The organism is Arthrobacter sp. 8AJ (assembly GCF_902506025.1).
GTDB lineage: Bacteria > Actinomycetota > Actinomycetes > Actinomycetales > Micrococcaceae > Arthrobacter.
Genome location: NZ_LR733290.1, coordinates 27633 through 50729 on the forward strand (window position 1 = coordinate 27633; position 23097 = coordinate 50729).

At 59.8% G+C, this 23097-nt stretch carries 18 protein-coding genes; 7 read left to right on the plus strand and 11 right to left on the minus strand.

All coding sequences use genetic code 11. From position 1 onward, the window contains the following. Nucleotides 1-83: 83 nt before the first annotated feature. On the plus strand, nt 84-581 hold the full coding sequence (locus tag BACI349Y_RS19825) for an HtaA domain-containing protein (RefSeq protein ID WP_056331957.1): 498 nt from the start codon (nt 84-86) through the stop codon (nt 579-581). Between the two features lie 222 nt (nt 582-803). Here BACI349Y_RS19825 and BACI349Y_RS19830 read toward each other — a convergent pair whose 3' ends face one another. The 10 genes from BACI349Y_RS19830 to BACI349Y_RS19875 form a co-directional block, all read right to left on the minus strand. Then, nucleotides 804-1568, minus strand: coding sequence for a type 1 glutamine amidotransferase (locus tag BACI349Y_RS19830; RefSeq protein ID WP_159636060.1), 765 nt, complete (start codon nt 1566-1568; stop codon nt 804-806). Nucleotides 1569-1832: 264 nt separating this feature from the next. Continuing rightward, a complete protein-coding gene (locus tag BACI349Y_RS19835) occupies nt 1833-3617 on the minus strand; it encodes a helix-turn-helix domain-containing protein (RefSeq protein WP_159636063.1) in 1785 nt (594 codons plus the stop codon). 4 nt (nt 3618-3621) lie between these two features. Then, on the minus strand, nt 3622-4782 hold the full coding sequence (locus tag BACI349Y_RS19840; protein WP_236561121.1) for an NAD(P)/FAD-dependent oxidoreductase: 1161 nt from the start codon (nt 4780-4782) through the stop codon (nt 3622-3624). Beyond that, nucleotides 4779-5015: a ferredoxin gene (locus BACI349Y_RS19845; RefSeq protein ID WP_142059642.1), complete on the minus strand. Its 237-nt coding sequence runs from the start codon at nt 5013-5015 to the stop codon at nt 4779-4781. Before BACI349Y_RS19845 ends, BACI349Y_RS19840 begins: the two co-directional genes overlap by 4 nt. A gap of 5 nt (nt 5016-5020) precedes the next feature. After that, a complete protein-coding gene (locus BACI349Y_RS19850) occupies nt 5021-6214 on the minus strand; it encodes a cytochrome P450 (protein ID WP_056331965.1) in 1194 nt (397 codons plus the stop codon). Next, a complete protein-coding gene (locus BACI349Y_RS19855; RefSeq protein ID WP_056331967.1) occupies nt 6211-6951 on the minus strand; it encodes a gamma-glutamyl-gamma-aminobutyrate hydrolase family protein in 741 nt (246 codons plus the stop codon). Before BACI349Y_RS19855 ends, BACI349Y_RS19850 begins: the two co-directional genes overlap by 4 nt. Nucleotide 6952: 1 nt before the next feature. Further along, on the minus strand, nt 6953-7726 hold the full coding sequence (locus BACI349Y_RS19860; protein ID WP_159636066.1) for an SDR family NAD(P)-dependent oxidoreductase: 774 nt from the start codon (nt 7724-7726) through the stop codon (nt 6953-6955). A 61-nt stretch (nt 7727-7787) separates the two neighbouring features. Beyond that, nucleotides 7788-9233 carry a glutamine synthetase family protein gene (locus BACI349Y_RS19865; protein WP_236561123.1) on the minus strand — a complete coding sequence of 482 codons (1446 nt, stop codon included), beginning with the start codon at nt 9231-9233 and terminating at the stop codon, nt 7788-7790. Nucleotides 9234-9445: 212 nt separating this feature from the next. Beyond that, the gene (locus tag BACI349Y_RS19870) at nt 9446-11152 is read right to left on the minus strand and encodes a diflavin oxidoreductase (protein WP_159636069.1); all 1707 of its coding nucleotides are present in this window, start codon (nt 11150-11152) and stop codon (nt 9446-9448) included. Then, entirely contained in the window at nt 11149-12516 is a 1368-nt protein-coding gene (locus BACI349Y_RS19875; RefSeq protein WP_159636072.1) for an aldehyde dehydrogenase family protein, read from the minus strand. Before BACI349Y_RS19875 ends, BACI349Y_RS19870 begins: the two co-directional genes overlap by 4 nt. A gap of 378 nt (nt 12517-12894) precedes the next feature. On the opposite strand from BACI349Y_RS19875, the gene BACI349Y_RS19880 reads away from it, so the two are divergent. The 6 genes from BACI349Y_RS19880 to BACI349Y_RS19905 all read left to right on the plus strand — a co-directional run bounded on the left by BACI349Y_RS19880 (nt 12895) and on the right by BACI349Y_RS19905 (nt 20989). Beyond that, entirely contained in the window at nt 12895-14424 is a 1530-nt protein-coding gene (locus BACI349Y_RS19880) for an APC family permease (protein ID WP_236561125.1), read from the plus strand. 204 nt (nt 14425-14628) lie between these two features. Beyond that, the gene (locus tag BACI349Y_RS19885; RefSeq protein ID WP_236561128.1) at nt 14629-15993 is read left to right on the plus strand and encodes an aminotransferase family protein; all 1365 of its coding nucleotides are present in this window, start codon (nt 14629-14631) and stop codon (nt 15991-15993) included. 151 nt (nt 15994-16144) lie between these two features. Further along, a complete protein-coding gene (locus BACI349Y_RS19890; protein ID WP_043807263.1) occupies nt 16145-17260 on the plus strand; it encodes a Zn-dependent alcohol dehydrogenase in 1116 nt (371 codons plus the stop codon). Nucleotides 17261-17467: 207 nt separating this feature from the next. Next, the gene (locus tag BACI349Y_RS19895; protein ID WP_159636075.1) at nt 17468-18964 is read left to right on the plus strand and encodes an aldehyde dehydrogenase family protein; all 1497 of its coding nucleotides are present in this window, start codon (nt 17468-17470) and stop codon (nt 18962-18964) included. A 155-nt stretch (nt 18965-19119) separates the two neighbouring features. Beyond that, nucleotides 19120-20391: a M20 metallopeptidase family protein gene (locus BACI349Y_RS19900; protein ID WP_159636078.1), complete on the plus strand. Its 1272-nt coding sequence runs from the start codon at nt 19120-19122 to the stop codon at nt 20389-20391. A gap of 304 nt (nt 20392-20695) precedes the next feature. After that, nucleotides 20696-20989, plus strand: coding sequence for a hypothetical protein (locus BACI349Y_RS19905; protein ID WP_236561130.1), 294 nt, complete (start codon nt 20696-20698; stop codon nt 20987-20989). 306 nt (nt 20990-21295) lie between these two features. Here BACI349Y_RS19905 and BACI349Y_RS19910 read toward each other — a convergent pair whose 3' ends face one another. Further along, on the minus strand, nt 21296-22876 hold the full coding sequence (locus BACI349Y_RS19910) for a DUF5677 domain-containing protein (protein WP_159636081.1): 1581 nt from the start codon (nt 22874-22876) through the stop codon (nt 21296-21298). Between the last annotated feature and the right edge of the window lie 221 nt (nt 22877-23097).

Below are 23097 nucleotides of genomic sequence, written 5' to 3' on the forward strand. Positions count from 1 at the left end.
GAGGCGGTAAGCCGCTCCCATTCCTGGTGTGTCGGGAGCGGGACCCCGCCGGCCGTGTGCAACCTGGCAACGCGAAGGAACCCATGATGTCCGAACCTACTGTGGAAAGAGCAGATCTCGGCATGGCCTGGGCGGTGAAAGAGAGCTTTGTACAGTACGTGCAGTCTATGCGCGATGGACGCATACTCCTGCGCGAGGGTGCTGCCGTGACAAATACCCGGCAGTTCTATTTCCCGTTCAGAAGCCTGGATCATTCTGACGGGCACAACTTTGTGCTCCAGTTCGGTGGAGAGGCCCGCTTCCTCGCCCATCACGGGCTTATGTCGGTCTCGATTTGCAACCCAAAAATAATAGTCGGGCCCGACGGGGCATGCTTGTCCATCGAACAAGGAAACGAGATTGTGCACCTCGCCCATCTCGACTTGCCGGCGGTGTCCGTGGAAGACGGCATCAATATGTGGGCAAATGTCCCGGTAGCTCTGACCAGCGCAGGAGCGGCTGTTTTCGCAGATAGCTATTCAGCCGGAGAAACACTGGCTCCGCTGACCATGAGGGCACCATCCTTTGTGGAGGTATCCTGAACCCGTTCTGGGGTGAACTGGCGGTACCAGCTGGGACAAGGTCCTGGGCCTAGACATGAAGACGCCGTGCTTTGCCCCGCTCCGTGCTGGTGGATCCGGGCACGAGGTACTGGCAAGGACCTGTTCCTGCCCGCAGACTCAATGAGTCCAGGGGCAGGAATCGCTGCATTGGCTAGTGTCCAACGTCCACCCCGCGGCCGTAGCGCCACCACGCACTGTTGGTTACTGAGTAGCCACCGTTGCCGTGGTTCGGACCAGGTGGGCGAAGCGTCGCGCCATCGCCTCGGTATGCTCCCTCACGATCTGGTCTTGTTTCTCGAATGCTTTCATTCCGCGGCCGGCCCGCTCCACGGCAACCGTGTCATTCTCATTGACTAGGGACAACCACTGGCGGTAGACCACCGGCGAGATCTCCGGGTGAAACTGAACTCCCCATGACATCTCGCCTACTCGAAAAGCCTGATGCGGATACTGGGCCGTCATCCCGAGCCATACTGCTGACGGCGGGAGTTGGTCGATCATGTCCCCATGCATGGCGCCTGCGAAGAAGGGATCCGGCAATCCGGCCATCAAGGGATCCTCGGCAGCATCGGGCCGTAATGCCACCTCGGCGACCCCCGCTTCGAGGCCTTGGTCTCCTCTGGCCACGGTCCCGCCGAACGTCTGTGCCATCAACTGAGCTCCAAGGCAGATCCCTAGTGTCGGTTTCCTCTGGGTGGCGGCGGCCGCCATGAGGCGCCGGATGTCGGTAAGCCAGTGATAGGCATGGTCGTCCAATGAGCTCATGTCTCCGCCAAGAACCACCAGGGCGTCCTCCTGAATCACGTCCGGGATCACGTCACCACTGAAAGGCTGGATAATTCTGGTGGTTATTCCCTCATCGTGCAGCCAAACACCGAGCCGGTCCAGTGGGCAGTGGAGATCTGGCTGTATGACGAGTGCCTGCAGGGTACCGGTACCTCGGGGCAGGTTTGGCTGATTGGTCATTCTCGAATTCCTTATCGGGCGGTCAGGGTTTCAGCATGCGAAACCTGGGTTGTGAAGGGACGGTGGCATCCTGTGTGGTTAAGCCGGACACCGAAGCCCCATGGCCTTTAGTCCCCGGACCCAGGCGGACAACTTCAACGTAGCGAACAGCATGGCCGGGGTCGCAGTGCCGGTTGCACATTAAGATCCGAATGTGTGTGCCACAGCCTGGTGATCTTGGGATCATCCGAATATTTCCTCAGCGGACCCCGGCCGCTGTTGCCGTCATTGAAGAACAGTGCGGTGGCCTTCGCGCATAGCCAGTCGCGCAGCGATGCCCGTGGGCAGCCAGTCGCCGGCTTCTTCGAATGAATGACCGATGAGCTGCTCTACGCGCTGGAGCCGTTGCCGGAGTGTGTTGCGGTGGATGTGCAGTTTGGAGACCGTGTCGGCAATGGATCCTTTATTGGACAGGAGCATGGCGACGGTTTCGGCCAGCTGGGTTCCATTTTCCGCGTCGTAGCGCATGAGGGACCTGAGTTCGGCGAGCACGTCCCTGATCTCTGCAGACATCCCCTCCCCAACAAGGGGCAGTTCCTGCAGGTGTTCTATGTCGCTGAAAGAGGTGACCCGTCTCCCGGATGTCCTGCCTACCAGTTCTGTCCAGGCCAGTGCGGTTTCGGCGTCTGAGAGCGCTGGCTGCAGAGAGGCGACGTCCCGCGCCAGTGGACCTACGCCGGCGAAAGCTGAGACGCCACGGTGTTCGTCGAGGTCAGAAAGAGTCGTCTCCAGCTTCGCCTTGATCTCTTCTCCGGAGCCGGAAGGGGTATCGATAAAGAGCAGGCTGAGGGGGCCTTCCGTGAAGACCAGGGATCGGGGGCCGGCCAGTTCCTGAAGGTAGGGGGCGATGCGTCTGGACACCGCGTCAGAGTCGAATTTCAGCCGTTTCACTCGCACCAGGACCGGCAGAGTGCGGCCCTTTGACCAGCCTGATTCCTCGAGAATGCGGGCGAATGTGCTCGTGCCGACGCTTCGGAGCAGGCGTGAAGCATGGGATGAGCCGACGGACTCCAGTTCTACTGCTTCAAAGAGGGCGGCCAGCTGAGAGCAAATGGCGCTGAGCCGATCGAGCTCTCTGGTGGAATAGCGGCGTGGACGATAGCACGTGACGATGCCCCGGGTGCTCGTCAGGCCAAAGGAGACAGATATCCGCTCGTGTCCGGCGAAGTTGGATTCAATGAATTCGGACGTTGCTGTTCGTGAGTGAGTGGTTCTAACTACGATTCCGCTTCGCTCGCCCTTGTCCATTGCGATGGCGGTGGGCGGCGATGTGGCTGCCCCCCGGCCGAAATATTCAATAACGCAGCCGTCGGAGCTCATGTGCTTAAGAATCGCCTGGGTGGCCACTTGGGCGCATTGCAGGACGGAAGTGGCGGAGTTGATCGGGAAATCGACAAGGAAGTGCGCTGCTGCGGATTGGCGCCGCAAGTCATCAACTGTCTCAGCCTGCAGCAGGCCGCTGGCAAGCAGCACTCCCACCTCGTCAGCAATCAGCTTTGACTCCCAGGTGAAGGTTTCCTCCTCATATGACCAGAGGCTGAACACGCCAAGGAGGGTCCCGGTCGGTGCCACGATCGGGACAACCAGCATCGAATTGAAATCTTCTTCCTGCAGTTCGCTGATGCTGGCGAACCTCGGGTCCTGCTGAATGTTCTTGTTTAGGACAACCGACTGTTTGGTGAGCCCTGCCCAGCCAGTTACACCTTCGCCGAGGCGAAGGGTGATTCGTCCCATTTGCTGGCTTTGCACTCCAGGGGTGCCTGCGCGCATGACAAGGACTTGTTCCTGTTCATCCCACAGGTAGACGAAAACCCCTGCTGAGTTTGTTGCCCTGGCTACCAAGTCCACTGCTCTTTGAGCAAGCGCGAGTGGATCGGGTCCTTCCATCATGAGCTGCGTGAGCTCGGACAGGGTGTCTGCGCGAAGCTCTGCTATTTGGAGTTTGTGGCGATAGCCAGCGGGCAGGACCTCATTCGGTTGCGGGGCCGCAGGCTCAGCAGGGGGTTTCATCGTTTCAGCTTAGAAGGCTCATGCCCATGGAGGCCCGGCTGAACTGCCTTGGCGCGTTGACGCCGATCCAAGCCACGTCCTCCGCCGCAGATCCAATCCGGTACAAGGCGGCGTTGCGTTCCTCCGCAGCGTATACCTGTACAAGTTCACCTGCCGGCGGAAGCATTCCGTGCACCTGTACCTTTCGGCCGAACTGCTCCGTCCACCCGTACGGAGCCTGTTCCAGTTCGCTGGAGTCGAAGCCTGCAAAGTATTCAGCCAAGGCTGCGCCATGACGTTGGGCCTGGGTCCAACTCTCGAACCGCCGAAAGGTTCCGTCCTCAGCCCGCCGGGCCGAAACGTCTCCGATAGCGAAGATCCCGTCGGCGATTTCACCACTGGTCAGCAGGGCTTTCCCGCCCGCAGTGCAACGGACTCCGTTGGAAATGTCGAGCTCGCTGTAGGTCAGCCATTCGGTGTGGGGGCGTGCGCCGACAGCGCTGATAACCAGGTCCGCGTGCAGGTCCAGGCCGCTGACCCGGACCGTCCACTGCGCATCCGTTTTCTGAATGGATTCCACAGCAACCCCAAAATGAGTTACGACACCGGCCTGATGCATCCATGCCTTCGCTTCCTCACCCAGATGTCCTGAAAAGAAGCGCTGCATTGGTTGCGGAGCCAAATCCACTACCGTGACGGCAAGCCCACGCTGGGCGAGTGTAGATGCCAGTTCCGCACCAATGGTTCCGGCGCCGATGATGATCGCACTGGAAGCTCCTGCATCCACGGCGCTGCGCAGGGCAAGGGCGTCCTGCGCGGTTCTTAGGCTGAGAACGCCCGCTGGCTCGTTCGGCAGCCGGATTGAGCCGGCTCCTGTGGAGATGACGACGGCGTCAGCGGCTACTTCTCCGAGCTTGTCCGTCAGGACAGTCCGCTTGTCGGTGAGCAGCCCGATGGCCTTTGCCTTGAGGATCGGCGTAGCCTCCGGCCACCACTCGGCCGGTTCGACGGGACCGGTGCCAAGAAGGAATTGCTTGGACAGCGGGGGCCGGTCGTAGGGCGCGTTCGGGTCTGAATCAATGACGATAAATTCGCCTGCAAAGCCCAGCTCGCGGCTGCGTTCAATCAGCATCGCCGACGCAACCGAAGCGCCAATGACCGCAACCCGGTCTGGCAGATGTGTCACGATGCCGAAACCTCTGATGCTTTCTCGCCGGCCTCGGCCGTTTCCCGTTCCAGGATCGCCCGTTCGGGGCAGTTCCGGATGGCCTTGCGGACGTTGGGTTCATCGCCGCTGTTTTCGCGGCCAGGAATAACGTGCGCGTAGCCTTCCTCGTCGATCTCAAAGGTTTCGGGTGCCAGAGCCCAGCACCGGGCGTGGCCTTGGCAACGCCCTCCGTCGACCCAAAGTTCTCCCATGGTGATCAAGCTCCAATCTTGAGGGTAAGCGGGCCGACGCCGTGCCACGGTTCGTCGTCGTTTGCCCGTTCGAAGTGAGGGACAGCCTTCAGGAATTCCTCCATGGCGATAACCATTTCGGCGCGGCCAAGGTTCGAGCCGAGGCACCGGTGGATCCCTCCGCCGAAGGCCAGGTGGCGGTTGTCTTCACGGTCGATCTTGATGTCGTTGGGTTCTTCGTAGACCTCCGGGTCACGGTTGCCCGCGCCGAAGACGAGCACAACGCGTTCGCCAGCCTTGATTTCCTGGCCCCGGACAACTGTGTCCTTCTTCGCGGTGCGGGCCATGGCCTGGACCGGGGAGAGGGTCCGCAGGAATTCTTCGGCTGCGGTGGGGATCAGGTCCGGGTCTTCCCGCAACTGCTGCTGGGCCTGCGGGTTGCCGGCCAGGTACCAGAGGGCGGAACGGATCGCCCAGGCGGTCGTGTCGAGCCCGGCCAGGAAGAGGAGGTAGCAGTACGACAGCAGCTCTTCCCGCGTGAGCTTCCGGCCTTTCACTTCCGCTTTCAGGAGCTGGGTGATCAGGTCATTGCTGGCGTCCGCTTCCGGTCCGGCCTTTTCCCGTTCGTCGAGAAGGCGGTCGAAGTAGTCGTTGAGTTCGCGTCCGGCCGCGTATGCGGTTTCCGGATGCGCGGTCCGCTCATAGATGATTTCGTCGATCCACCGGTCGAAGATTGGCCAGTCCTGTTCCGGATATCCGGCCAGGCGGCTGAAGATAATGGTCGGCATCGGGCGGGCAAGCTTTGCCGAGACATCAACGACGTCTCCGGCTGTGAGGACTTCCTGGCACAGCTGCTGGGCGGTCTCCCGCATTCCGGGTGTCAGCTTTGAGATGTTCATGGGGGTGAACATCGGCAGCAGGATTTTGCGGAAGTCAGCGTGGGTCGGGGGATCGATGTCGATCGGAATGAGGGGGACGTCAGTGCCGAACGCCGGGAGGAGCATTGAGGGTCCGACAGCGAAGGTGTCGGGGTCCTGCTCGGCGTTGAAGATATCTTCGCTCTTGGTGATGTACCAAAAGCCTCCATACTTGTTACTGTGCCCGACAGGTCCGTTGGCTAGGATGTCCTGGTATTCGTCGAAAATGTTGTCGAGCGACCGTCCGTGGAAGTCAAAGTCTGACTTGTTGTGGCTGAGTCCCCGCTCAGTTTCTGTGCTCATGAGAATTGCTCCTGAAGTGGTTTCTGTGACTGTGCGTACGCTGCGGCCTTCTCCACGAGATCGACGAAGAGGGCCTTCTGGGCTTCGTGGTAGTCGACCATGTGCTCGGGATGCCATTGGACTCCGATGAGGCGGGCATCGTCGGCTTCAATTGCTTCGATAACGTCGCCTTCCCGTCCCACGACACGAAGGCCTGTTCCGAGCTTTCCCAAGCCCTGGTGGTGGTAGCTGTTCACGGGAATGGTCAGGTCTTTGGCGATCCGGGCAAGTTCGGAACCGGGCTCCAGTTGTACCTGGTGCCATGGTTCATGAGAGGGATGGTCCTGCCAGTGCCCCCTGTCCGGGCTCACTTCCTGGACGAGGTTTCCGCCTCGAATAACGTTGACTAGCTGCATCCCCCGGCAAGTGGCCAGGATGGGCAGGCCGCGGAGCATGGCCTCGTTGTAAAGCTCGATTTCGAAGTCGTCCCTGATGTCGCACACGTCATAGACCGTGTCGGCCGGGTCCTCCCCATACAGCCGGGGGCTGATGTCACCGCCGCCGGTGAGGATCAGCCCGTCGAATCCTTCAAGCGCCGCATCGGGGATCGTTGCCGTGGACGGAAGAATGGCGGGACGGCCGCCTGCGGCAAGCACGCCGTTGGCGTAGGCCATGTTCTGGACCGTTGAAGGCATCGGGCCAAAGGCGGTATCGACGGTCTGCCGGGCCGCGGAAATGGCAATAAGGGGCGCCCGCATGTCAGTAAACCAGCCAACCGCCGTCGACGTGGATGGTGGTACCGGTCACCCAGCTGGCCTCGTCGCTGGCCAGGAACGCGACTGCGTTGGCAACGTCGGAGGGCCGTCCGATTCGTCCGAGCGGCGTGCGGTCGAGCAGGAACTTCACGGCCTCCTGGTTCTCCAGCACGGACTTGGTGAATGGCGTCTCGATGAAGCCGGGGGCGACAGCGTTGACGCGGATTTTGGAAGCTGCGGTTTCGATGGCCAAAGCCTTCGTGAACATAAGAAGTGCACCCTTGGATGCGTTGTAGTGGACCTGGGGGTGTCCGCTGCTGGCGATGACGATGTGGGCCTCGACAGAGGTGATGTTGACGATGGCACTGGTTGAATCGTCGCCCCGGGCGGCAGCGCCCTTCTCCAGCAGCGGCCGTGCGGCCTGGCTGACCAGGAACGGTCCGGTGGAGTTCACGGCGAAGACCTGGTCCCATTCCGCTACGCTCACGTCGTCGAAGTTGCTGCCCTTGACGATTCCTGCGTTGTTGACGAGGGTGTCGAGCCGGCCGAATTTTGCGTCGATCTCGGCCATGCCGCTGCGGACCGAGGCTTCGTCGGCGACGTCCATAACAACAGGCACCATTTCCGGGTGCTGGCCGATCAGACGTTCGAGCGCGGCCTCGTCACGGTCCAGGGCTACGACGGTGGCGCCCTCCTTGAGGAGCTTTTCTGCGATGGCAAGGCCGTTTCCGGACGCGGCTCCGGTGACTGCAGCGATCTTTCCGGGGTGAGTGGTCATTGGGTGCTTCTTTCTGAGTATTTAAAAAATGGAAATGGAGCTCTTAGCGCTGCACTCTGCGCTAGATGCGTTCCAGGTAACGTGCGATCTCGAAGTCGGTGACGCTGGTCTGAAGCTTGCGGAGCTCCCAGCGCCTCGTCTGGACGTAGTGGGTCACGAAGGTTTCGCCGAAGTACGCCTTGGCGACCTCGCTTTTTTCGAACTGTTCGATGGCCTGGTCGAGTGTTCCGGGCAGCTGCTTTACCTGGTGTCCTTCCTCCAGGGCGTAGGCGTTTCCTTCCACCCGCTTCGGGGCGGTCAGTTCCTGCTCCACGCCGTGCAGGCCGGCAGCGATGTTAGCGGCGATGACCAGGTAAGGATTGGCGTCAGCGCCCGGTACCCGGTTTTCAATGCGTGCGGCGCTGCTCTTTGACGGGATGGACCTGATGGCGACCGTTCGGTTGTCCAGGCCCCAGGTGGCGCTGGATCCGGCCCACTGCCCGCCTTCGGTCCGCTTGTAAGAGTTGATGGTGGGCAGGTAGAGGGCCGTGAGCTCCGGTGCCGTCTCGACGACGCCGGCCAGGTAGTTGTATCCGATGGCGCTCAGTTCGCCGGGCTCCTCGGCATTGGCGAAGGCGGACTTGCCCGACTGCGGATCCCAAAGGCTCTGGTGCATGTGCCCGGAGGAGCCGGCCCACTCCGGGTTGATCTTGGCCATGAATGATGCCGTGTAGCCGGCCTCAGCTGCAACCTCCTTGACGGTTGCCTTTAGCCGGAGGGCGTTGTCCGCGGCTGCGAGAGCATCCGAATAGTGGATGTTCATCTCGAACTGGCCCGGACCGTTTTCACTGTTGCTGGCCTCGATGAAAATGCCCTGCTCAGACAGGCGGCGTCGGATCTCACCGATGAGGAACTCGGTGCCTGTGTCCCTGACGAGGCTGTAGGTGTGACTGCCCGCCGTGATGGGGGTCAGGTCGCGCCAGTCCTTGGCGGCAAGGTCCGTCGGGGTGCCTTTGAACAGGTAGAACTCGAACTCGTAGGCGCAGACTGGCGAGTATCCAAGGTCTTCGGCTTTCTGCACGACTCGCTTGAGAATGCTCCGGGGACAGATTGCCGCAGGCTCGCCCGACATCTCGTAGGCGTCGCAAATGACGGAAGCCACGCCGGGTTCCCCCGGAACGACCTTCAGGGTACTGAGATCGGGGAGGAGCGTCACGTCAGGGTAACCCGTGTCCCACCCCGTGTAGCTGAGATCAGAAATGATTTCGTCCTGAATGTCCCAGCCGAAGATGATGTTGCAGATATTCGTTCCGCGCTCAGCGACGCTTTCCAGGAAGTACCTGGCAGGGATGCGCTTGCCGCGCCATACGCCGTCCAGGTCCACGACGCCCACTTTGAACGTTTTGATGTCGTTGTCGGAGACGAACTTTTGCAGTTCGTCATGCGCTGACGCGGCTGAGGATTGATCCTGCATGTCGATAGCCTCGAGTTCGTGGAGGTCCTCCGGGACCTGTGTGATGGGATTCACTATGTACCTCTTATCCTCATTGATATTGGTTACTAAAAACACTAAGAGCGGGGTCCTTTTGGCGTATGTGCAAGGTGCACATCATGATTGCCGGCTACATGCATTCGGTAAGCCAGGTCACTTTCCTGTGCGGTAGGCAGGCCAAGACTTTTTCGTGTTCTGCCCAGTACCCAGGACACGAAAGCCCGGGTGCTGCGCAGGTCGAGCGGGGCCTAGTAGACGTCCTTGACGTAACGTCCTTCGCTCTTCAGGGACTGCAGGTAATCGTGCGCCTTTTCGGGGGTCATTGCGCCGTGGCTGCTGAGCACCGCCAGCAGGGCTTCGTCGATGTCAGGTGCTATTTGTTTGCCGCCGCACACATAGACCGAGGCTCCACCCGATAGCCAGGCAAAGATGTCTTCTCCTTCTTCGCGGATCCGGTCCTGGACATAGACCTTGCCCTGTTGATCGCGGGAGAAAGCCACGCTGAGGCGGTTCAGCACGCCGTTGCTTTGCAGTTCTTCCATTTCCTCCTGATAAAGCCAGGAAGGCTTTTCATGGCGGTCCCCGAAGAACAGCCAGTTTCGTCCCCGGGCTTGTGAGACTTCGCGGTCACGGAGGAAGCCACGGAACGGGGCAACTCCGACGCCTGGACCGACCATGATCACGTCAGCTGAGTTGTCGTGGGGCAGGTGGAACTCGTGCGCCGGCAGCGGGAAGACTTTTATGGTTGTCTTGGTCTGCGCGGCGGACTGGAGGAAACCGCTGCATGCACCCGAGTGCCGGCGGCCGGCGGTCTCGTATTGCACAGTGGAGACCGTCAAGTGGACGCGGTCGCCGTCAGCGAGGGGACTGGATGCAATGGAGTACGACCGGTGCTGCAGGGGCCTCAGCATTGAGAGGAACTCGCCGGGGTCGACATCTGTTGTCCAGGTTTCCTGCAGCACGTCCAGCATGTCCCGTCCCCACAGCCAGTCCTCCAGCGCATTGCGGTCACCGGACTCGACCAGGTTCCGCACGGGATGATCCGGGGCGAGATTTTCGACGAGCCAGGCCACGATGCCTAGGTGGGGCAGCCGTAGCTCATAGTCGTTTTGAAGCGTCTCGCGTACGGTCTTGCCGTCTTCACCGAATACCTCGCTGCCTGCGAGGCCAAGGAATCCGAGGAGGTCTTCCACGAGTTCGATGGAGTTGGTGGGGATTACGGCAAGTGAGTCACCTGGCCGGTAGTTGCGGCTGTCACCGCTGACCTCAAGCTCGTAGTGCCAGACCTCTTTTTCGGACTCTGGAGCGCTGAGGAGGCGGGCCTTGACGACAGTGGCAGTGTCAGGTTCCCGGCGTGTGCCTTTGGGCTGCTCCCCGGGGTTTGCTCCTGGAACAGTGGAGTCTTGCGGGTTGTTGTCTCGCTTCTTGGGAACAACTGTCTTGAAGGTCTCAAGCATGCCCTTGATCCACTTGCCTGACGTCAGGTCATAGTCGACATCGCAGTCGAGGCGGTCAAGGATTCTCTTGCCGCCGAGTTCGCCAAGGCGCTCGTCAAGATCGCTGCCGGCTTTGCAGAAGTCTTCGTACATGGAGTCGCCAATGGCAAGGACTGCGAAGGGAACGTCCTTGAAGAGGTCTGAACCGGCGCTTTGAAGCTGGTCCCAAAACGGTTGCGCATTGTCCGGCATGTGGCCGTTGTCGTGTGTGGCGGTAACGATCAACAGGCGGTCCTTGCGTGCCGCATCTTGCGGGGTCAGCATGTCCAGGCTCATAAGCTCGGCTGCGTAACCCTGGCCGTTTGCCTTGTCCACGATCTTGGACGCAAGGAACTCAGCGTTCCCGGTCTGGCTGCCGTAGAGGACGCTGAGGGTCTGCACGGCGGTACCTGTCTCACTGGATACTTCGGATGAGGTGCCTTGGTTGGTCCGAACCAGCTCCCCTGTGTCAGTTGTCACGGTTCTGTCCTTACAAATACGGTCTTGAGTTCGGTGTATGCCTCGATGGCAGCCTGGCCCAGTCCGCGGCCGATGCCTGACTGTTTGAAGCCGCCATAAGGTGTCTGAATTCGAATGGATGAGTTTGAGTTGACCGACAGAGTCCCGGACTCAAGTGCCCGCGCCGTCCGCAGGGCCTGCCCGACATCGTTGGTCCAGATGGAGCCGCTCAGGCCGTAAATTGAGCTGTTGGCCAGCGCGATGGCTTCCTCTTCGGTGTCGAAGGGAATCACCGAGGCGATGGGGCCGAAAATTTCATCGGTTGCCACCCGGCTCTTGGGGTCCGGGGCGATGACGATTCTGGGCGCCATCCAGAAGCCGGGGCCATCCGGTGCTTCACCGGCGGTGACGACGTTGAGACCGTTTTCGAGGAAGCTGGAAACGGTGTCGCGGTGGGCAGCCGATACCAGAGGTCCCAGGTTGGTCTTGTCGTCCAGAGGGTTACCGATTTTCAGTGCACGCGTAGTCTCGATGAATCCCTCAACGAACTCGTCGAAGATTCCCCGCTGCACGAGAAAGCGGCTACGTGCACAGCAGTCCTGGCCCGTGTTGTCGAAGACCGACATCGGGGCTGCCTGCAGACACTTGGCGAGGTCAACGTCGTTGTAGACGATACTGGCGGACTTCCCGCCGAGCTCAAGAGAAACCCTTTTCATCGTCGTTGAAGCCGCCTGGACGATGGACCGGCCGACCTCGGTGGAACCAGTAAAACTTATCTTGCTAACATCCGGGTGTTCAGCGAGGGCATTGCCGATCCGGGCGCCCGAACCAGTGAGAACCTGAAGCGCGTCCCCGACGACGCCCAGTTCCTTCACGATCTCACCAAATCGGACAGTTGACAGGGGGGTAAGGGCCGCGGGTTTCACAATTACCGAATTACCGCTGGCCAGAGCCGGGGCGATACTCCAGGACGCGATAGGCAGAGGGAAGTTCCACGGGGCAATTACGGCCACAACACCCAACGGCTCGCGGAAAGTCATGCTGACGCCGCCATCGACCGGAATGGTGTCCCCGAGGATCTTGTCCACCGTTCCGGCGTAGTACTTGAAGCACTCGGCGACACCAAGAACTTCCTGTCGGGCCGCCGCCAATGGCTTACCAACGTCGGTGGATTCGAGCAAGGCCAGTTCGTCGCTGTGAGCGATGACAGCATCGGCAATAGCCCAGAGGGCATCACGGCGTTCAGCCAGTGGCTTGCGGACCCAGGCGCGCTGGGCGGCCCCTGCGCGTTCGACCGCTGCATTTACGTCCGGCAGGTCGTAGGCGGGCACCTCGCCTATCTGTTCTTCTGTAGCGGGGTTGTAGACCGAAATAACGCTGCTCATAATCGGGTGCTCCTTCAGGAGAAGTGGGGTTTGTCGAAAATTTCCTAGTCCCGTATGGACTCTGGGAAGCTCCGTTAGTTCCGACAATGCCTGAGGAAACTGCGGCCAGCGAGTGCTGGGAGCACCACGATAAGTAGCTGTATGTGCGCGGTGCACATTCCATAAACTCCTCGTTCATAGGACCGCGTCCATTCTTTTGCCAGCGAATAGCTGTGCATCAAGACCATGCCCAAGACGGATGTATGTGCAGGCTCAACACCGCAAACTCTGGGGCAACTCCTACGCTGTAATCCAACTCACAGTGACGTTCGGCAAGGGGGCCGGCCCGATTGTGGGTTCCGCGATGCCGCTCAATTCCGCCTTGTCGAAGGCATCGCGATGACACTCAGCTTCTACGTCCAGGAGGGACGAATGGCAACTAAAGATGTTAAATTTGAGCCGGTGGATGCGGGACCCAACGGAATCTTGAGCCCAGACCGCTTGCTCAGCAGGGGCCTGGGAGTCCGGTCGATTGTGTTCATGGTTGTGGCGGGAGCTGCGCCCATGACAGCTGTCGTGGCTGGCTGGCCTGTTGTCGTTTCTGCATCGGGAAGCACGGGCGGTCCGCTGTTCTTCCTTATCGCGACCGCTATTCTGTTTCTGTTTGCCGTTGGTTTTACGAGGATGACGCCCTTTGTAAAAAATGCTGGAGCGTTCTATTCCTACATCCAAACGGGGCTGGGCCGAGGTGTTGGCATGGGGGCTGCCACTTTTGCGCTCGGAACATACTTGCTGCTGTTTCTTGCGCTGTGTTCATACCTGGGGTCAGCGGCCCAGACCACGGTTCACGATCTGGGCGGTCCGGAACTTCCCTGGTGGCTGTGCAGTCTGGTGCTGATGGCAACCTGCGGTGCTCTTGCATACCGGGACGTCGAGCTCTCCGCCAAGGTGCTGGGCGTGGTCCTGGTCATCGAAACAGTCGTTCTGCTGGCAGTAAACATCGGGGTGATTGTCCACGGCGGCGCGGAAGGGTTGAGTGCTGACTCGCTGTCCCCCGCGCGTTTGGGTGAAGGTGTCCCGCCTCTGGGCGTCATGTTTGCCTTCTTCTCATTCATCGGCTTTGAGGCCACCGCCGTCTTCCGGAACGAAGCACGTGACCCCGACCGCACTATCCCGCGGGCAACCTATATCGCCGTTATCGGCGTCGGCATCTTCTACACTTTCACTGCCTGGGCACTCCAGGCGGGAGTCGGAAGCAGCCAGATAGTCGAAGTCGCGACGAACGACCCCACCAGCATTGTTGTAGGGCTCGCGGGACAGTACGTGTCCCCGCTCCTTGCCACTCTGCTCCAGGTTTTCCTCATCACCAGCCTTTTCGCCTGCATCCTCACCTTCCAGAACGTACTGACCCGGTACCTCTTTACCCTTGGTACGCAAGGTGTTCTTCCGTCTGGACTTGGTGCAATCCACCCACGTCACCACGCTCCATCCAGGGCAGCCTTGATCGTCTCGGTAGTTGCGATAGCACTGCTTGGTGTCGAGGCGATCATCGGGCTCGACCCGGTAACGCAGGCCTACACCTGGTTCTCAGGCTCGGCCACATTGGGCATCGTTGTTCTGATGGCTCTCACGTCACTCGCGGTGATCGTGTTCTTCCGGAGGAATGCACACAACAAGAAGGTCTGGGGCACGTTGCTGGCCCCCGCGCTTGCCCTTCTCGGACTCGGGGGAATTGTCTTTCTGGTCCTTCAGAACTTCGGGCTCCTCGTCGGCGGCGACTTGGCGGCGGGAATACTGTTGACGCTCATGGCTGCACTCTTCCTGGGCGGCGTGACTACCGCGCTGGTTATGCGATCCAAGCGGCCGGCGACGTATGCCGCACTGATCCCGGCAGGTTCCGGCAGCGAAGAAAGTTCCGCAGGGATTTAGGAACAAAGACTCATCTCCGTAGCCGCCGTCGCACGAGCCTTCTTGGGAACGACGGTAATGGTGGCCGGCTGCGCAAGGCGCGGCCGGCCACTCGCGCCCATGGACAAAAGATCTTCCAGAGATTTCCCCACCCGTCACTGCAGATAGTGAGCTGCGAGAGCAGCTGCCGATATTTAGGAGCTTCCCATTTCCGACAGCGCACTGTTGAAGCAAATCATCGACAAGAAGTACCCGACAGTTGCCTACGGCGAAGGCATCTTCCTGTATGACACGGAAGGGCGCCAGTACCTGGATGGTTCAAGCGGCGCCATGACCGCCAGCATTGGTCACGGCGTGGACGAAATTGCGGAGGCGGTGAAAGAACAGTGCCGCCGCGTAGCTTTTACGTATAGAACCCAGTTCACCAACCTGCCCGCTGAAGAACTCGCCCGCCGGCTCACCGACATCGCTCCCGGGGACCTCGATATGGCGTTTTTCGTCAATAGCGGGTCCGAAGCATCCGAATACGCCATCCGCACCGCAGTGAGCTACTGGCGCGAAAGGGGGCTCCCAGGCAAAGTCAAAATCCTTGGCAGGACCATCAGCTATCACGGCATGACAATGGGCGCCCTGTCGATGTCCGGGCATGCAGCACGCCGCCCCGACTACGGATCCTTGCTCCATGCGTTCTCCTTCGCCCCGCCGGCCTACGCCTACCGCTTCGCGCTTCCAAGCGAGAGCGAGGAAGCGTACGCTGCGCGGGCTACGAAGGCCTTCGAAGATGCCATTCAGAACGAGGACCCCGGCACAGTCGCGGCAGTCATCGTCGAACCAATCGTAGGAGCCGCCGGCGGGGTCCTGACGCCGCCGGCCGGCTACTTCGCCCGCCTTCGCGACATTTGTGATCGGCTGGACGTGCTGCTGATCATCGATGAGGTCATCACGGGAATGGGGCGCACGGGCGACTGGTTCGCGAGTTCCTACGAGGACGTCGTGCCGGACCTTCTTCTTATCGGCAAAGGAATGAGTGCCGGATACTCCCCTGTTGCTGGCGTCCTGCTGCGGAGCCACATCGTCGAGGCGCTCAGAGAGGGCAGCGGCGTCGCTCCGTTCGGGCACACCTTCTCGGGGAACCCACTGGGGGCAGCGACCTGCCTGGCGGTCCTGGACTTCATGGAACGCGAGGATATCCTCGCGAACGTCCGGCAACGGGGGAAGCAGCTTGAAGAGGGTCTGCTCTCCCTGGCAACAAGGTACCGCTGCATCGCCGACGTCCGTGGGCGGGGCCTGCTCTGGGGCTTCGAGTTCGTTATGGACCAGGAAAGCAAGCAGGCACCCGATCCTGCGCTGGGAGCGGCTGGCCTATTCGTCGATGAATGCCTGGACCAAGGGCTCCTTGTCTACCCGGCCGGGATCGCCCCGCTGAACAATGCCGTGATTCTGTCCCCGCCCTTGGTGATCACCGAAGAGGAGACACGGGAACTGCTGGCGAAGCTGGAAAAAGCCCTCCGCGCCATGGAACGTCACGTTAAGCGCTGGGCCGCTGTAGGTGAGAACCGGCATGGATCCCGAGTTGGAACCGGAAGCTGACACTGATCCCGGCCGTTCCAACGTCCGCGCTGGTCAGGTTGCACATAGTGCTCGTAAAGGCTGTTCCGTCCACACACTTTTGAAACTCGACCAGGGCTGAAGATGGTCGAAGCGACCCATCTGCCAGCTCCTCAACCACCAAGGAAGCCAAGTGACTACACCGATTCTTGCCGCCGTGCTGGAAAAGCCCGGAGCCCCTCTTCAGATCCGCGAACTGCTGCTTGATGATCCGGAGGACAATGAGGTTCTCATCCGGACCGAGCGAGTGGGCCTTTGCCATAGCGATCTGCACTATCTGAAGGGGTCGCTGGATATCTCCCTGCCGGTGGTCCTCGGGCATGAAGTCGCAGGCATTGTCGAGCGCGTCGGTTCTGCAGTCACAAGAATTAAGACTGGTGAAAGGGTCGTGGCAACGGTCACCCCCTCCTGCGGGGCATGCCGCAACTGCATAAGCGGGCGCCCGACCCAGTGCGAACGAGTCGACTCGATGCGTGAGCGGCAGCGACCCAGGCTGCTCTCACCTGATGGATCAAGCGTTGAGTCGCTCGGCGGTATCGGCGCGTTTGCAGAGGCCTTCCTCGTGAAGGAGGCATCCGTTGCAGTGGTCGGCTCGGATCTGCCTCCCCAGGTGGCGTGTCTTCTCGGTTGCTGCATTAGTACAGGAGTCGGCGCGGTTATTCACGGCGCAAAGGTAGGACCAGAGGATACTGTTGCCGTAATCGGTTGCGGCGGTGTCGGAATAGCGGCCATTCAAGGTGCCAGGTTGGCTGGGGCACGACGAATCATTGCCATTGACGCTGTGCCGGCGAAGCTGGAGCTCGCCCGTAACTTCGGTGCCACGGACACTGTTGTCTCATCATCCGACCCAACAGAAACACTCATCCAGGTCCGATCACTTCTTCCCCAAGGTGTCAGCCATGCAATCGAGGCGGTGGGCCGCAGCCAGACAGCGGAACTCGCCTTTTCGCTCCTGCGCCCGAACGGAACCGCCACCATCCTCGGTCTCATGCCCACAGGGTCCGAACTGCGTATCCCCGCAGATGCACTCGTATACGGCGACCGACACCTGCAAGGCGCCTACATGGGCGCGAACAGGTTCCTCAGCGACGTCGACATGTTCACGGACCACTACCTGAACAACCGACTGGATCTCGATGCAATGGTCACCAAAGAACTGCCCTTCGAACGTATCAACGAGGGATTCGAAGCGATGGCGGAAGCCTCGACGATCCGAGTTGTGCTGAACATGACCGACAGGCAACTGTGATCCGGACAACTTTGAAGACCGTTTGGCAGCTGACTGTCAGGCCGATCACGATCTGATTTTGCGCCACGGCCAGCGCCGGAACGAAAGCTGCGCACTGTGGCGCTGCAAATCCTCCCGAACATAAACGGTCAAACGTCAATGCCCAGCCCCTGCCGTCGCTGGTCCTGGACGACAAAGACAACAACGAAAACCAGAGGAGCACCTTGAATGACTGCTGAAGGACTAGCACAACTGACCGCTAACACCCCCGACCTTGTCGAGCAACGCTCCTTTGTCCATGGCGCATGGCTGCAGCTCGACGAAAACGGCCGCTACCTTACCAACCCAAATACGGGCGAACCCCGGCAGCCGATGCGAAAGACCGGAAAGGCTGACGTCGAGTGCGCACTCGCCGCAGCGGCGACACTGCACGAGTCCGGGAAACTTGAAGACATCAAACTCCAGGACCGTCTTGAGCTCCTGAGAAAGGTAGGCGCATCTCTCGATGCCCAGAGCGAAGAAATCGCGCTGCAGGACAGCATCAACACGGGAGTCCCTATCCGGACCACTCGCCTGATTGCCGGTGCACTCGGGGACAGAGTCCGGGGAACTATCGCTGAAGCGGAGCAGCTTGGCGACTCGGAGACCCTTGACGGCGGTGACCGGTCTGTGGTCATCCTGCGCAAGCCCCTCGGCCCGGCCCTCATCATTGGCCCCTGGAATGCTCCAACCTTCACCGTGGTAGGCAAGGTGGCAGCAGCAATGGCGGCTGGTTGCCCGGTCATCCTCAAACCCTCCGAGAACGCCCCCGGCGGTTGCCAGCTCTTCGCCGAATCGATCGTCGCCGCCATGACCGAACTCGATTACCCGAGCGCTGCGTTTCAACTGGTTCATGGGAATTCGGAGACAGGATCACTGCTGACCTCGGATCCCCGCATCGAGGCTCTTTCGTTTACAGGGGGCGATTCGGCAGGCCGAACGGTCGCGAAGGCTGCGGCGTCCAATCTGGCTGTCATGCAGATGGAGCTCGGATCCAACAATCCCGTGATCATTCTGGATGATGCCGATGTCAGCTCAGCGGCACAATCCATTGTGCAGGGCATGACCCGTCTCAATGGCCAGTGGTGCGAGGCGCCCGGCAAGGTACTGGTTGACGGGTCGGTTCACGACCGTTTCGTTGAAGCTATGAAGTTCGAACTCAGTAAGCTTCGGGTCGGAAATGCCTTGGATGAGACAACGGAAGTGGGTCCCCTTGCGTTTGAGCGGCAGCGTGATGGTTTGGTAGCCGCAGTGAATCGACTCGTCGAACTGGGGGGAACGCTGGTCACTGCCGGCGATCTACCAGATCTTAACGGCTGGTTCCTGGCACCGGGGATGATCGTCGGATGTCCGGCCGGAGCCGCCGCGGAAGAACTCTTCGGGCCACTGGTCACGGTACATCCCGTGCATTCCGTTGAAGAGGCCCTTAGCCATGCAAACGGACCGGCAACCGGTCTTGATGCCTACGTATTCGGCGGTGACGAAACACGGGCCATCGACGTGGCATCCCGTATTCGTGCCGGGGAGGTCCGCATCAACGGCACGTTCATGAGCGACCTGGCCGGCAATTCGCGGCAGAGTTTCTGGGGTACCAGCGGTATTGGAGGCCACGGTCCCCAGTACGGCGTTCGCTTCTTTACCGGCGACCGCGTGGTTGGCGTGGACAGGACGGATTTGCCGCTCTAGGCGCCGTATCCGACCCCACCAAAGCGTAAGCGAGGCCCTGCGAGGCCTGCGACAGACATTCCAGAAACGTGACGCCTGGCTAAGGCGGAGGCTCCGCGTCCTCTCGGGCAAGCAGCAGGCCAGGGCCTGGCAACATGAGACGAGAAAGCCCTTCAATGACAGATACTTCAACGACAGATACGGTGCGGTTTTCACCGCTGAGTTTCCTTGAGGGCGCCACGGCGGCGATCCCGGCCTTTGGAAGCGACCTGGTCGATTTCCGTAGGGAAATGCACGCCGATCCTGAAGTCGGCCTGTATCTGCCCCGCAGCCAGGCCCGGGTCCTTGAGGCACTCAAGGGACTCGACCTCGAAATAAGCCTGGGAAAAGCGGCCTCGTCCGTGGTTGCGGTACTCCGGGGCGGGGCCACCCAGTCCCCCGTTGGGAGCCGTCCTACTGTACTGCTTAGAGGGGACATGGACGCCCTTCCTGTGGCAGAAAAAACGGGTATACCCTTTGCCTCGACCAATGGCGCAATGCATGCCTGCGGTCATGACCTGCATACAGCGGGCCTGATTGGTGCCGCCCGCTTGCTCTCGTCCGTACGTCACAGCCTGACCGGCGACGTCATCTTCATGTTCCAACCGGGGGAGGAAGGACATGACGGGGCCCGCATCATGCTGGAGGAAGGCGTTCTTAATGCAGCCGGCAGGCGACCGGATGCTGCCTACGCCCTGCATGTCGTTTCAGACATGCCGTCAGGCGTGTTCACGACCCGGGCCGGCTCCTACATGGCAGCCTTCGGAGATCTGTCCGTCAAGGTTATCGGGCGTGGTGGGCACGGTTCCCGCCCCTTCCAGGCTTTGGATCCCATACAGGTAGCTGCTGAAATGCTTGGAGCGCTACAGACGTACATCACCCGGCGATTCAACGTTTTTGATCCCGTGGTTCTTTCCGTGGGCCAGTTCCATGGCGGTTCCGCCTCTAATGTCATACCTGATTCGGCGGAATTCAGGGCCAGCGTCAGATCTTTCAGCCCCGGTGTCGAAGCACGGCTCGCACAGGAGTTGCCGGATCTTATCCGGCAACTGGCGTCCGCTCATCAACTGACAGCCGACGCAACGTTCACTCCAGTTATGCCGGCCACCGTCAATCACGACAGTGACGCCGAACTCTGGGGCAGGACAGCACGGACATTCTTCGGAGAGCACCGGTTCGTGCCCAGCCCGTCCCCCAGGACCGGCTCTGACGATTTCTCCCGGGTCCTCGTGGAGGTCCCCGGAGCGTACGGGCACCTCGGAGCTGGGTCTCCAGATATCGACCCCATGGAGTGGGCTCCCATGCATTCGCCCAGGGCAGTGTTTGACGACAGTATCCTCGTTGATCAGGCACAATTCATGGCGGGTGTGGCGCTTGGAAAGCTTCAGGAGTTGGAGGTGCTGGGGTAGCTCGGAGGGCTTCCGGAGCGGCCACACCTCACTTGAAGCAGTGGATCTAGCAGTACCCGTCTCGAAGCTCGAATGGATAGCACTTCAACCACTATCAGGTTGCCGTACACCCCAATCTCACACCGCTCGGCCGGCCCTTGAATTCCTTGCAAGACGAGCGCCAGGAATAAACCTCATATGCAGTCGGGTGGAAGCGTCCGCTCTACCAAACTAGACGACTGTAAGCAGGTCGTACGATCCGGCAGAAACGACTTAAACGGCAATTCCGACCGTACACGCCGGTCGACCTAGTAAAGGAGGACGTGTGTCCTACCAGTTGCATGAACCGGAAGTCAGCGTTGCCTTCTCGCTAACGAGCGGCGGTCTGTTCCCAAACCCGGCGCTTCCTCTTTCCCTTGAAGTCATCACTTTAGATGAGCCCCAGAGCAGAGACGAGAAGCTAAACCGTGCTATCAACAGACTCATACCCGCCGCTCTCGAACGCAGGCAGGGAATCCTGGTCATACAACGCGATTACGGCAAATATACCGTTCGTGTCGACCACGAAGTGCCATGCGGCACAACTCGGGAGTTCCGCGACTGGATCGTGCGAAGGTGAACCAGAGGACACGACGACTTGACTGCGCCATTTACAAGCCTTGAGGGCAAATTGCCGTCCTGAATGCGGCTGCCGTCTGAATAGATTCCTTAACACCACTTACCCCCATATGTATGAGGTTGCCTTCTCTGTATGAGCTACACCCCAACCTGACGTCAGGTTGGGGTGTAAGCGCTGTCAGAGTAGGGCTTGATTCTTCCTATTCTGACAGCGGCTCGAGGGGCTCTAGAATTCAGCCTGACACCCGGTTTGTCCGGGAGGCCCCTGCGGTCGGCCGCACGTGGCTTGACTTCCACAAACCGGCAGTCAAGCCACGCTCAGGGCGGTGCGATAGTCATCGACAAGGTTGGTCAGAAGCTTCAAGGCAAAGTTCACGTTAAAGGCATCCATTTCCCTGCCGCCGGGCGCTTGCGGAATTCGATGCCCCCGGTGCAGGGGGTTAAGGCAGCGTGTAAGTGTGTGCTGCGAGATTGGCCCCCATTCCCCGTGCACAGCTGCACTTGCAGGGCTGAATATGAGTCGGTAGTCCTCAAGTAAACCGACCTGATCGGCCATCCTTCTAGTGTCGACCGATGCGAAGTTGCCGGCGATACTGATGTGCTGGAACTCCTCCCAAACGTCGCCGTTAACCAACTCTTGGAGTCGATCTATCTGTGCATTTAGCGCCTCGGATGGCTCATCAAGTGAATCGCGAAGCTCCTCCGCATGGAGTTTGTAAAGCTTCAGCTTTCCTCGACCATAGTCCTTGAAACGCGAAAAGATATCGCGATCTTGCCTTATCATCCACTTGAAAACGATCCGCGTCTCGATCAATCCCCTTGTCGTTCCAGCTGCGGAATCGATGTGCCAAAGAGCGGGCGAGTCGATCATGGCTCGCACAAATTCAATCTGACGAAACACTAAACCTGTGAGGACTTCATGCTTATCCGGGTCATACAAGTCTGGGTCGGCATCCTGGCTGATGGAGATTGCATCCGCGTAGAGCTCGTTTAATTGATCCACCCAATGCTTATGCGCGGCTAGTACGACGCCCTCGCCTTCGCCCCCCTGTTGGAGTCTCTTGGTAGTCTCCTCCCGCACGCAATCGAACTTGCACCAGTTCTGCCGCCAAAATGAGCGCGCCCAATCAATACTTCGTTCATTTTCCTCATTTCCCATTTGGGACAAGGTCAGGAAGGTTGAGCGCATGGAAGGCTCAATCCGAGATCTCTCTTCCTCCGTAACACCATCGGGGTATCTCTCCAAAATGGGAAACCAATCTTGCGCGATGGAGGGAGTAAGCTGCAACTTACCTGCATACAGGTAAGCACGTACGATCATCGTTTTCGCTTTAGTTGTGACGTCGCTCTGACCGTGGATACTGTCGAAGACAACCGGTCGAAGAGTGTTTTCGCACGTATCTTCTTCAGTCGGATCGATTGGATATGCCGGGTGCTCAAAGAGCCATCGAGCAGGGAGATCCTCATAGGATAGAAGAGCCTTCCGTAGTTCCGTCGGAAAGGCTCTTTCGTACAACCCGGCCCGGTCAAGCTCTTCGAGGAATGATGGTCGAAACTTAGGCGAAAGGCGGTCGAAGGACGTTAGAGTCCCAGTAAAGACAGGGGAAGGAGAAGCGCCTTCCCCTTCCAAACTTTCGGTCTCTGTAACGTCATGGAGAGGATCGACAACGTTGGCGACTAGCTGCATTCCACGTTTAGCTCCGAGCGAGGAGATGAGCGCACAGATCCAAATCATGTCCGGAAAAGTGTCTCGCAGCCAAGGTAACTGAGTAATGTCCCCTCTCGCTAAAATTGGGGGAACCAGTACCTTACCTTTTTGCTTGTGATCGGAAATACGGCTGTTTCCTGATTGAGTTTTTCTCTTTGCTCGGCTGGTACGTCCGCTCAAGTTGGTGCTCCTACTCTTTGAATGCTCACTTTTGCACATCATAGGCGGCGCTGACAGCCCGATGGCTGCCCACAGCCGGGGACAATCCTGGTGGGTTATCCACCGCTACTGCTGCTGAGGGAGCTTTCCCGATGGCTCCCGATTTCCAGCCGTGGATAACCTGGATTGACCCCAACTATGGACAGCCCGCGTCGGTCACCTTGAGCGTCGGCTAACAAGGT